Raw genomic sequence first — 12028 nt, 5'->3', positions numbered from 1 at the left:
CCGTTTATTGACGCAACCTAAGCCTCCTGTTATCCGCAAAGCCATTCTGTTCCTACCCACAGTTGAGCCAGATCTCTGAGGTTGTGTTTGTATGTACGCGTTACTAAGTATTCCTTTCCGCCTCTTACAAGCAGTCTGTACTCCCCCGTCGGTAGAGGTTGGATCTCCTCAACGGCCGAGATATTCACGACGACAGATCGGTGGATGCGAATAAAACCGTAGGGTTTGAGCTTATTGGCCATGGACGAGAGGGATTCGTGCACCAGATAGGGATGAGGTCGATGTTGCAGCGAGACGTAATTGCCTTCTGCTTGCACTGCCACAATGTCGAATAGATTCAACAGTAAAATGGTGCCCTTTGCCTTGAACGCGATTCGCGGCCCCTGTCGTTTCGCTATGGTCTCCAACTGCCGCGAGATTCGCATGAGGCTCGCCGCATCAACTCGAACGACGGGAGGCAATGATGTATCTACAGCTTCGAAGTACTGGTCCTCTGTCGCTCCAGGAGTGTGGCCCCTTTTACTTTTGGTGGAGAACATCGCGGTCCCCCGCCGTGCGCCAACCGGAGCGATTGCATCTGCGTGAGCAGCTTGCTGAACAAAGGTTTTACACGCAACGGCCTGATCCTGAATTGTGCGGGCGCTCATGATGAAACCCCTTGTTCTTTCGTTTCGATTTCCGTTACGCGATTGAGGATGGTGCGTGCGCTGCTTCTACATGAACTCAACTGAGCTCTGGGATTAGGGCGAAACTCAGACAATGTACCATCGCCGATCTCCTTCGATTCATGGCGTTCCCTAAACTGAAATCACCGCCCTCGCCGGACAGCACGCTTCTTCGACATCGGTCGTCCGCCTTTTGGAGATTGACGCGGCGCGCGAAGAGACCTCAACCACCCCACGATGTTTCTAATTCCCACTTCCCACACCTTGGCATCTTGAGCATTCTTCGCCAACGAGGCGTAACCCTCGACCATGGCGACCAGAAAACTGGCACTTTCCTCTGGATTCAGGTCGCGGCGAACTGTTCCCTCGGACTGTCCTCTTCGCAAGAGCGCAGCTACTCCTTCCTGCCAGGCAAGGAAAATCCTTTCCAAACGCTTGCGGAATTGCTCGTCCACCGGAGACATTTCCGTCGCCAAATTGAGCAGTGGACAACCGGTTCGAATGTCTTTGGGCCGAACAGACATACGCCGGACAATGCTAATCAAGATGTCAATTGGCTGTCCTCTGCCAAGCAGAGGGCTCAACCACCTGTCGCGAACAATCTTTGCGATGACTTCGTCGACGACGGCATATCCAAGAGCTTCTTTGCTATCGAAGTGATGATAGAGCGCTCCCTTGGTGACATTGGTGGCGGCGAGAATTGTATCGATGCCGGCACTCTGGAAGCCTGATCTGTGAACCTCTCGAAAGGCAGCCTGCAGCAGGCGTTCCCGTGTTCGCTCCGGATCACGGACCCTTCGCTTCCTCTCGTGGGCACTTAACATACCGACAAGTATGTATGTTAACCATTTCTATAGTCAATAAAAATGATCTGTCTGACTTCTGGCGGCTCAGTGTTCTTGAATTTTGTAATCTCTCGCCAGTGTGTGTATGGAAAGTTGGAGAAACGGTCGTTCCAGGTGCTTTGGACCCGTCCCAAGAGGTTGTTAGTCTGCCACTCTGCTTCGATATCTGAAATGTTGGGCCTGTTGTGTCACGTAATTGTTATGAACGTGGAGCGCCACATGCTCCCTTAGCTGTCACTCGGCGGAGATGTTGTGGAGTTGTGCGCCAATTCTGCCCTGAACTGCTGGAGCGTGGGGTGATACGTGACGTAAATCGCCAGTCATCTCGCCACGGCGACTTTCATATGGAGAAAAGAGGAGACATGAACACACTAAGACAGTTGTGCAATATCCGGATACCGTGTATTACGACAATTGTTCTGGCTTGCGCCAGCACTGCATTCGCTCAAACCAGCTACAAGATTACCGATTTGGGCCTTAACAAGAGCACGGACAACTTCAGCATGGTCATGGGACTCAATAATCAGGGCTGGGCAGAGAACATGGATGGGGTTGTAAACCCGCCCATCACTTCGACCTCCACGACCATTGCAAGTGGCCGCGCGGTAATAGGCATCTACGGACTCAACATCGACCTCGGCACGCTTGGAGGAAAGAACAGTTGGACCAACTACGGCGGGATCAACGATCGCGGGGAAGCTGTCGGTCTGGCCGAAACATCTGTTCCAGATCCAGACGGTGAAGACTTTTGCGCCTTCGGCACACACCTCACGTGTCGTCCGTTTCTTTGGCGAGACGGCCACATGATGGCTCTCCCGACGCTGGGCGGAAATAACGGGCAGGCCAGCGCGATCAATAACCGCAGACAAATAGTAGGCATTTCGGAAACGACGGTCCAGGACTCCGGATGCCCGCCTAGCAAGCCCGGAAAGATCATATCGCCGGCATTTTGGGAAAGAGGCGAAGTCCGAGCTCTTCCTACGGTGGATCGCGACCCGGACGGTTTCGTACAAGGCATCAACGATCAAGGCCAGGCCGTAGGCTCCTCGGGAACCTGCGCGAACATAGCGACCCACGCCGTATTGTGGGAAAACGACAGAGCCTTCCAGCTTCCAGGCCTAGGACACGATGGAAATGACGCCTACGCCATTAATGACCACGGCCAAGTTGTTGGGTATGTCACGAGCGCTGACGGCACAACCATCGTTGCCTCTCTTTGGCAGAACGGCGCACGCGGCGCAGTCACAAGCCTCGGCATTCTGCCGGGAGATGGCGCCGCTTTTGCTACAGGCATCAACAACCGGGGCCAGGTGGTGGGAAGCACCTTCAACTCCGTCGGCTGGTCCCGTGGCTTCATCTGGCAGGACAATGTGATGACCGACCTGAACACGCTCATTCACAGGGATTCCAACCTCTTCATCATCGCGGCCAGCAATATCAACGAGCGCGGACAAATCTCGGGTATGGCAACGGTGCTCACCGGGCCGGATACGGGCAAGATCCACGCCATTCTATTAACCCCTGCAAGGGAGGAGATCGGCGAGTCGGTTGCAGATTTCGCACGTACACACCCGCATTCCACTGTGCCCGCGAATGCCTGCCACTCTTCGCAGAGATTCGGCCCCGGCCCATTCGGGAGATAAAGTGGGCTTTTTCGGAGTTCCGACACCATGTAATTCCAACCGTATGTTGTGTGAAAGCCAAGACTCGAGGTTATGCAGAAGATCCTGGGTCACGTCAGATACCGAGTGACCCAGGATGCACCACATCAGACGACAGTTGGGAAGGGCTGTTATGCTGGAGCCGCCTTTAAACAAACTTGGATCGAGGATAAACAATGCGAATTCTCACTCTGGTTCTTGCAGCTGCTGTGATCTCGAGTAGTGGAGTGCAGATGCACTCACAGATGAGCGGACCACCGCCGTCACCGCCGGTGGGTACAAAGGAAGATCCCGCGAAAGCGGTGGACGGATTGCTGTCCTTGATGGAAGTCCAGGTAGTGGGGGCGGCAAAGGCGATGCCCGCTGATAAATACAGTTTCGCACCAGCGCAAGGCATCTTCGCCTCGGGCCAAACTACGCAATTCGACACCGTACGCACCTTTGTGGCACAGGTGACGCACCTGGCGCAGGCGAATTACTTCTTCTTCGGCTGGAGCGGCATTAAACCTGACCGCGACGTAAAGGCGATCGGGTCAATTACGACTAGAGACGAAGCGGTGGCTGCATTGGAAGCATCGTTCGTCTATGCGCACAAGGCCATAGCGACTATTACGGCAGAAAATGCGTTTGTAGCCATTAAGCCGATTGACGGCTTCAGTACAAGGACGACGATCGCCGCTTTTGCAGCCGCACATGGGAATGACCACTACGGCCAAATGGTGGAATATCTGCGGATGAACGGCATTGTGCCGCCGGCAAGCGCGAAGTAGAAGCTCATTGGCAGCGAATCTAATTAGCAGATTATGATTCGTTCCTCCAAATCGATTTTCTTCCTTCTTATTAGGGCTACAAACCGAACGGCAGAGGTCCTCTAGCGTCCCCCTCGTTAGCTTTCGGGCTGGTTGGCGAGGGAATAGGCAAATCAGTCAGTCGTCTACGGGCTTCATTTGTACGAACAGCCGAATTTACGGCCAAGTGACAAGAAGCGCGTTTCTCGGCACCAATGAACGCAGATCGACCAGGTTTATGTTGGATCAATGCGGCGGGCTAAAGCCAACCTGTGTCCGGAAACGCGACGGTACAGCCAAGGGACGGGAAGGCTGTTTCAACTAAGCCTTCGCTGCCGCACTTGACTGTATCTCGCGCATAATGATCTTCAAAACTTCGACTTCTTAGTTCGCCTGCACTAGCCCCGCAACAACTGCGGCAACTTTATCGAGTATCTGAATCCAGCCCTCCATCTGGCCGCTATTTTTCGCGCTCTCCATGGGTTCATTTCCAATGAAGGTGAGTTTCGTCTGGCCGTTTCCGAGATCCTCAAAGGTGGTCACGTCGAACGCACCGTCTATGGCCTCATGTTCGATTCCTAATTGCGCAGGGTCAACCCTGCTTCCCTTCGAGTCGGAAAAGTACATCAAGGAAACGATCTTCTCGTACGGAACAATCTCGTAGTATTCAACCGCATTCCAGAACTCCTGCCCATCTGGAGCCTTCATGCAGCAGAGAAATTTTCCTCCAACGCGAAAATCCATCTGACAAACGGGCGCAGTAAAGCCATTCGGTCCCCACCACTGCATGATGTACTTCGGGTCTGTCCACGCCTTCCAAACCAGCTCGCGTGGGGCATCAAAAACTCTTGTGACAACCATCCGCTCAATTTCGCTAACCGTGTTTTCTGTCATCTCTGACCTCCTCTTTCTTCATTTGATTGACAACTACATCCAATTTGTCGAAGCTCTCTTCCCAGAATCGGCGATAGCTAATCGCCCAGTCGCTGACTGTCTTGATCGCCTCTGGCCTAAGCGTGCACACACTCTCTCGTCCACGCTTCGTCTTGATCACAATCCGCGCCCGCACCAGGTAGGCAATATGTTTTGAAATCATCTGCTGCGAGAGGGCGAACGGTTCCGTCAATCCATGCACAGAGGCAGGCCCATGGGAGAGCCGCTCGATCATGGCCCGGCGGGTTGGATCAGACAAAGCCGCAAATGTTGTACTCAATCTATCCACAACCGAATGGTAGTGGATGTTCTGTCGATGTCAAGGAGAATTCTGCGATTTCTGATTTTGTTCCCTTGATCTCTGGACCAAGACGACGAGAGTGTCGACCACAAGGTGCGCAGGAGCGCGAGCCGCGCTCCGTTGTGGCGCGGCAATCAGGGCCGGAAGCATGCGGATTGCCTCAGGACTTGTTCTCGATGCATCACCGGCCTGTTGGCCAAGTGATCTTTTTGTCAGTTGGTTCGCCAGGAGCTCTCAATCGTCGATTCGCTCATGGGTTCGTATAGATACCGACATGTTGGTTAGTGTTTACAAATCCAATCCACTTGGCTGCAAAACCGGCATCTCGGACAAATGCGCTTAAACCACTTGCAGGCTTACAACCTCAGATAGTATCCGAATTCATGGGCAGTGTCCCATGATCACCTTTAAGGAACGCAGGATTGATCGCCGTCCCTCCCGGCAGCCGGGTCGACGTTCTGGCCCTAACTATCTACTCTGTTCATATTCATGACGCAATCCGATCATCTTCGTCGCGTTCGCTTCTGGCTCGCCGTCTTCATCATCGGCCTAGTCCTCAGTGGCATCACGGCTTTTCCTCTCGAAATGGAGATGGGCTGGCTCGTATCCGTCCTTCATGGAGGTTGGTTACGACCGATCTCCGAATTCACCGGGCTACTTCCGTGGATTGAACGCGTCAATAACGCTCTCCGCGTTACAAACGGTTACTATCCATTTCTCGCTTACGGCACCGACTGGCTCGCATTCGCACATCTAGTGATCGCAATTGCATTCGTTGGTCCCTACATCGACCCAGTCCGCAACAAGTGGGTGATCACGTTCGGGCTGATCGCTTGCGCTGGAGTCGTCCCGCTTGCCCTTATCGCTGGTGCCATCCGTGGCATTCCTTTTCCATGGCGCCTTATCGACTGCAGTTTTGGAATTTTCGGAAGTGTGCCGCTCTTTCTTTGCAGGCAGTCCATCCAAGCGCTCGAACGAGAACAAGCCTGATGCAACAGATTGCCAATTCAGCGAGCGAAAAGTCCATCCGACGTTCCCGCCCAATTGCACTTTCGATTGAGCTATTGGTTGCCACTCTCACTGCGGGCCTTACGATTCGATTTGTTCCGTTTGGCCTGCCGCCCATCATCGTCAAGTATGGCGGTTCGATGCAAAACGGGCGGCGCAACAGAAGGTTGTTGAGATGGTTAGAACGCCGGTATCGCCATCTACGTCTGAAAGGAGCGCTTAAATGCTCCCCGGAAATAACCGGAAAAACCGCTAAGTACTTGATGTTATTGGCGTCCCCGACGGGATTTGAACCCGTGTTATCGCCGTGAAAGTAACCAATCAACTCGCAACATTAACGCACTGCTGAGAACCAGAATGCATCGGTAAGAATCCTAACAACATTAACGAACAGCTTAAATGCTCCGCAACTGTCCGCAAGATTTTCTCGGCTCATCGCGCTCTTTCTGGCTCTCGTGACAGCTAAGTGTCCTCTTGACTATTGCGCGTATTGCGAGTATTTCGACTACCTGCTAGTCTGGGGCATTATGGCCATTGCAGCGAAGAAGCCGATCCCGCTCCCGAAGACAGAGCAGCAACAGGTGCAGGACTTGGAGAAACTGTTGCGTCGAGGTGTGCCTGCACTGATCAGCCCTGCAGGGACCGGATCGAACTTCCCGGCACTGTAGTTGAGGTCCTCAGAACGGCAGTTGGGTTTATGTGCCACGGCCAGACCGTTACGCTCATTCCGGATAACCTGGCAATTACGACACAGCGAGCTGCCGACATTCTCGGGATATCGCGTCCATTCTTCATCAAGCAGCTTGAGAGCGGTCTGATGGCCCACCATCGAATAGGCAACCAGCGCCGCGTTTATCTTCGTGATGTCATGGATTTCGCCAAGAAACGCGACAAGGAGCGTCTTGCTGCCCTGGACATGCTAGCGCGCGATGCGTTCGAAGCCGGCTTGTACGAGCGGAACGTATTCCCGGAAGGCGGCATGGACGAGTGAAGAGTGTCCGTCCCGAAGTATTGGATGCGTGCGTCCTGATCGCAATGCCCTTGGCTGACACGATTCACAACTCATAACCATCGCCAATAATGACGCGCTGAAGATAACCAACAGCCATGCTGGCAGAGTGTGGGCATTGTGGAACGAATCGGTAGACCTAGCAGAGCAATAGAGCCACTCCGGGGGGCTAGTTGACGCGCCGGGAGAACAATCGTCGGAACCAGCTCTGAGGAGTGGCATAGGCAATTCGAGCGGGCAGCATGAGAGAGATTGCGGTTCCTCTTCCGCGAGCACTTGAGACATTGAGACGGCCCCCAATCATGTTCGCTCTTTCACGCATGCTTGCAAGGCCGAAGTGTCCTCTTTGATGCGCAAGGAATGCATCCGGTTCCAGCCCTACTCCATCATCTTGAATCAGCATTTGAAATTCCGATGGAGTGAAGGATACTTCAATGTTGAGGTGCTTAGCGTGAGCGTGCTGACATGCGTTGCGGAGAGCTTCCCGCGCGATCCATAAAGTATCGTCGTGAGCAATCGTGCTCAACGGCGCCGAAGCGCCGTTGGTCTTGATTGTCACTTGACACTGGTGTTCCCCAAAAAGGCCGCTCACGATCGCTTGAATTTCAGTTGCGATATCAGCGTTCTCTGGGAAATAGCCCCTCATTTCCTTGATGCGATCGCGACCCGTGACCGTCAGCGATTCTGCTTCATCCAGAAAACGCTCCATATCCGACTGTACATCCGGCGCCACACGCGTCGTGAGGGTGGAGAAGCTGAGAACCAATCCCTGAAGCGCCTGTAAGACCGTATCGTGCAGTTCTCTCGAAATGCGAAGCCGCTCTGACATTCGTTCGCTGACCCGTAGCTCAATTCTCGCCGCAAGTTCCCGCACGCGGAGGAGATATGCGGACACGAGGATACCGAATACCAGGGCTATTGCGGCTAATCGAAACCACAAAGTCTGGTACCAGGCAGGCGCTATATCGAACTGAACTGAAGCACCCTTCTCATTCCATACTCCGCTGCTGTTGCGTGCAGCCACCTGGAACGTGTAATGACCCGGTCCAAGATTTGTGTAAAAAGCTTCCCGCCGCGTGCCAGCATCTTGCCAATCGGGATCATGTCCCATGAGCTTGTATCGAAACAGGACTTTTGAGGTATTAATGAAGGTGAGCGCCGTGTATCTACTGCGAATATCGCCGATGCTTGTGGATTCGTCTCTTCTAGTCGAGACACAACCCTATCTTTAGATCGGCCTCACTTACTCCTGACTACGAGTGCGCGGCGGAAAAGTCTGTCCGCTTGCGCCACTGGGAATCGGGCATCAACCCTTCGCTTTTAGCCTGGATGTGTGAAATAGGGCGAGCGCAACCTGCGTCACGTCGCCTCCTTCGGAGTACTCTTCGTTCGCACAACTTGTCCAATGAATCACGCTGTACACAGTAGGCCTGCGACAGGTGAATTTTGTTGTTCTGCAATTCGGCCTCTAGATCTTATTTGCCAGAGAGATTACTAAACCTTCAGCGGTGCGTGAAAGAGAGAGAAAGGGTTCCAGGTCGATGGCTTTCGACTGATGAGATCCCTCAATACAGCAGGCCCGGACCGTGTTTTCCAAATGCTCAAATGCACTTCTAAAGTCATGATCTTCCTGCGGTGCCGTGTTCTCCAGCCGATTTGCCATCCGCTCGAGTATTGCAGCTAGCCTCCAGTCAAACTCCCTTTGCAAAGCGCCCACCTCCGACGGGAGTTCGAATCCGGGGAGTTGAAGGCGATATTTGTAGAGAGTAATACGCGTTAGGAAAAGCATCCGTAGTTGCGGCTGCCACTCTCGGATTTGTCCGCGCAGGGCAAGGTCCTTTTGACGTGAGGGACCGAATTCGAAGAGCAGTCCGTCTGCCAGGCTCTTGACCTTATCAAAGTTTGAGTTGATCGTCTCTCGAAGAGAATAGCTGCGCTCGATCGCGACCTTTCTCTCTCCTGCGAGGGGCTGCCTCTCAAATTCAGCCAGAGCTCTGAGATTAGAAATGAACGCCTGCTTCATCTCGACCGCAGCGAGCGTAGGCCACAGCTTGTCGAAGACAACCCACATTATCAAGAGACCCAACAAGATGCCGATTACACGGTCTCTCGCAATGCCGAGTGAAATTTGTTCCCTGAATTCTTGCAGGTTGATGAGATAGAATGCGACGATAATCTGCACGCCGAAATATGCCAGTCGGGGGCTTGAAGTTGCGAACCATGCACCTATCATGCTAACTGCCACAAATAGAACTGCAAATCCAGCGATCGAGTCGAGGTAAGGAAGAATGAATATTTGCGCTCCCATCCCGAAGCCGAAGCCGCCCACGACTGCGCCGGAGAATCGCAGAATCTGTTTTTGACGAGAAAAGCCAACTGTAGTAAGCGCGGTTAACAAGACCGTAGTAACGGCTGTGCTAATGCCAGGCCATGCGATGGAGTTATAGATAATATAGCAAAGGCTCGCTGCGACCCCGCCTTTCAGTCCGAACTTCAAATGGTCTAGATTGGTGAAGGCGTCTGGAGTGAGAACTCGTGAAGGTAGCTTTTCATCGGATTTTGTGACCCCGAGTTCGCTCACAGATTCAGCACCCGAGAAGACCTCCGGGATGAGCACTGCGGTCTTCTCGAGCTCGCTGAGGAGCGGGATGCCGCCCAAAGACTCGTATCCACTGTCTACATCAATTGCGCGAGGAATTTTCCTACTCAGCAGATCGGCGCGAATTGTGGATATGCTACCAGCTAAGTCCCGCAACCTCCTGCGATATTCAACGCTCACGAGAACTTCGATTTGCGTCAGACTTGCAGTAATGTCAACGAGCCTCCCAGCCAGCGCTACAACGGCGCCCATCCGCTCCAGGTATTGTCGGGGATAGTTGGAACTGCGCAACGTGCGCCGTAGCCTCGATGTGCCAAGCATCGCTAGCCGCGTAACCTTCTTTGCCGTCTCCGGATCTACCGAAACGTCTTCTCCATAACAGGCGAGCACGGCTTCAACGGAAGCCAGGCGATCGGCAATCGATCGCAAGAGGTCATTCCCCGGTCTCATCGCTTCAAACAACAACTCGACAACGACGGCAATTGCGTTCCCAATCGAGAGTGCAAAGACCGCCCAGAGTGTCCCTTCCAGCTTGAGTTCGCCAGAGATGTGTTCATCCCAGAGGGGAACAGTTATCACAATCAGATAGCCAATTGCGGTGGCGGTGGCCCTATCTGTCATGGCGCTAATCGCATAGAACGTCATGAACATTGCACCGACCGCCCACAACAACCGCAGCAGTGGGTCATCCACAAAGATCATTGCGCCGACCAGTACACAAGTAGCTCCTAGAGAATAGGAGACGATTCTCGTTGCTGCAGTCCTCAAGGTTGTCTGAGCGCTTTCCCAGGAAATCGAGAGTGCGTAAATGGCACAATACGCACCGTAGGGAAGTCGAAACGTCATACTAATGAGCATGGCGAGAGTCGCAGACGTGACCATGCGGCCCACCAAGGCATATCTTCCGGTATAGGGTACAAGTTCCTCTTTGAGAAACTCCCAGATCCAACCCGATTGCTGAGTTGAGTTCGATGCGCTTTGCGTGAACGTTGCCATCTTCAATGCCCACGAATCTCAACAACCGCCGACTCACCTACTCGAAACAATCCGGGAGGGGGATTTTCGACACGAACACGGACAGGAAATCGCGATGCCAGATGCACCCAATTGAGTGTTCGCTGCGCGTCAGGAAGCCCTGGTTCTAAACGGCCAAAGACATCAGGATCCGGAGTTGTGCCGAAACCGATACTGTCCACCACTCCGGAAAGGCGAATGTTCGGCCTCGACGGCAGAAAAACGTCTGCCCGCATGCCAGGCTCGATATGCTGTAGCGTACCTTCGCGAAAATTACCGATCGCCCACCATGTACGCGCATCGATGAGCGTAAAAACCTGCTGCCCAACACGCGCGTAGGCGCCCTCCGAGATCGTAAGGTTGGTCACTCGCGTATCGAACGGCGCATAGACCTGGCAATTACTGAGATTGTAGCGAGCAGTTTCTACTGCCGATGTCCGGGCGCCACGCTGATTGGTGAGCGGTTCGAGCGTGGTTACGGCATGTATCGATTGCTCATGCTGGGCATGGCTCTCTTCTAGGACCGCCTTGGAGTGTTCGTACTGCGCTAAGGTCGATTTCAATCCTGCCTGTGAGAGCAGCAATTGCGACTGTGCTTGCTTCAGGGCTTCTGCCTGAGCAACCTCGGATGCTCGCGCTCTATCGACCTGGTCTACCGTGACAAACTGTTTTGCCAGCAAGGGCTCAATCCTGTGCAGATTGTTGTTTGTGTAGGTCCACTCTGCTCTAGCCCTGTTCACGCCCTGCTCTGCGTTTGCCAAATCTGCGCGGGCCTGATCGATTGCCGCTGCCCACCGCTCGATGTCAGCCTGCGAGCTATGGATATTAGCCCGTGAAATAGAAACGCCGCTCACCAGTGCTGCAATCTTTCGCTGCTCGTCCTCAATTTGTCCTTCGAGTGCAGCTTGATCAGACAGGGCTTTCTCGAGAGCGTACCTGTATGGCCGGTCATCGATTTCGAAGAGCAACTCGCCTTTCTTAACGAACTGGTTGTCGCGCACGTTCAGGCGGGTGATCGGGCCCTCTACTTGTGACGCAATGCCAATAAAATTCGCAAAAACCTCGGCATCATCTGTTCGTGGATGATAAGTCAACCTCCACAGCACTCCAAGACCCAAAGCAATAGCGACTACCACAATGCCAAGACTGATCTGTCGACTGAGCCGCTCCCTAATCGACGAATTTGATTCCATCTCCATATGACG

11 protein-coding genes are annotated in these 12028 nt (G+C 53.5%); 4 read left to right on the top strand and 7 right to left on the bottom strand.

The window, feature by feature from the left end:
- Positions 1–29 precede the first annotated feature (29 nt).
- Complete coding sequence (locus tag OHL23_RS00580) at positions 30–647, bottom strand: LytR/AlgR family response regulator transcription factor (protein ID WP_263349797.1); 618 nt, start codon at positions 645–647, stop codon at positions 30–32.
- Between the two features lie 161 nt (positions 648–808).
- Complete coding sequence (locus OHL23_RS28650) at positions 809–1489, bottom strand: TetR family transcriptional regulator C-terminal domain-containing protein (protein WP_396127248.1); 681 nt, start codon at positions 1487–1489, stop codon at positions 809–811.
- A gap of 383 nt (positions 1490–1872) precedes the next feature.
- Here OHL23_RS28650 and OHL23_RS00570 point away from each other — a divergent pair, with 383 nt between their 5' ends.
- Positions 1873–3153 carry a hypothetical protein gene (locus OHL23_RS00570; protein WP_263349794.1) on the top strand — a complete coding sequence of 427 codons (1281 nt, stop codon included), beginning with the start codon at positions 1873–1875 and terminating at the stop codon, positions 3151–3153.
- A gap of 194 nt (positions 3154–3347) precedes the next feature.
- Positions 3348–3941, top strand: coding sequence for a DinB family protein (locus OHL23_RS00565; RefSeq protein WP_263349793.1), 594 nt, complete (start codon positions 3348–3350; stop codon positions 3939–3941).
- A gap of 402 nt (positions 3942–4343) precedes the next feature.
- On the opposite strand, the gene OHL23_RS00560 is transcribed toward OHL23_RS00565, so the two are convergent.
- Both OHL23_RS00560 and OHL23_RS00555 read right to left on the bottom strand, forming a co-directional pair.
- Positions 4344–4853, bottom strand: a complete 510-nt coding sequence (locus tag OHL23_RS00560; protein WP_263349792.1) for an SRPBCC domain-containing protein — start codon at positions 4851–4853, stop codon at positions 4344–4346.
- Positions 4834–5181, bottom strand: coding sequence for an ArsR/SmtB family transcription factor (locus tag OHL23_RS00555; protein ID WP_263349791.1), 348 nt, complete (start codon positions 5179–5181; stop codon positions 4834–4836). The genes OHL23_RS00560 and OHL23_RS00555 overlap by 20 nt, the downstream gene beginning before the upstream one ends.
- A gap of 501 nt (positions 5182–5682) precedes the next feature.
- Between OHL23_RS00555 and OHL23_RS00550 the strand changes: the two genes are divergently transcribed.
- On the top strand, positions 5683–6183 hold the full coding sequence (locus tag OHL23_RS00550; protein WP_263349790.1) for a hypothetical protein: 501 nt from the start codon (positions 5683–5685) through the stop codon (positions 6181–6183).
- Between the two features lie 715 nt (positions 6184–6898).
- The gene (locus OHL23_RS00545; RefSeq protein WP_263349789.1) at positions 6899–7192 is read left to right on the top strand and encodes an excisionase family DNA-binding protein; all 294 of its coding nucleotides are present in this window, start codon (positions 6899–6901) and stop codon (positions 7190–7192) included.
- Between the two features lie 187 nt (positions 7193–7379).
- Here OHL23_RS00545 and OHL23_RS00540 read toward each other — a convergent pair whose 3' ends face one another.
- From OHL23_RS00540 to OHL23_RS00530, 3 genes are all read right to left on the bottom strand, one after another.
- A complete protein-coding gene (locus tag OHL23_RS00540) occupies positions 7380–8357 on the bottom strand; it encodes an ATP-binding protein (protein WP_263351686.1) in 978 nt (325 codons plus the stop codon).
- A gap of 321 nt (positions 8358–8678) precedes the next feature.
- Positions 8679–10805 carry an FUSC family protein gene (locus OHL23_RS00535; RefSeq protein WP_263349788.1) on the bottom strand — a complete coding sequence of 709 codons (2127 nt, stop codon included), beginning with the start codon at positions 10803–10805 and terminating at the stop codon, positions 8679–8681.
- A 2-nt stretch (positions 10806–10807) separates the two neighbouring features.
- Positions 10808–12016, bottom strand: a complete 1209-nt coding sequence (locus OHL23_RS00530) for an efflux RND transporter periplasmic adaptor subunit (RefSeq protein WP_396127314.1) — start codon at positions 12014–12016, stop codon at positions 10808–10810.
- Between the last annotated feature and the right edge of the window lie 12 nt (positions 12017–12028).

It is taken from the genome of Acidicapsa acidisoli, assembly GCF_025685625.1.
Classification (GTDB): domain Bacteria; phylum Acidobacteriota; class Terriglobia; order Terriglobales; family Acidobacteriaceae; genus Acidicapsa; species Acidicapsa acidisoli.
The sequence above is the reverse complement of the archived record's forward strand: the minus strand, read 5'-3'. Positions and strand labels throughout refer to the sequence as shown.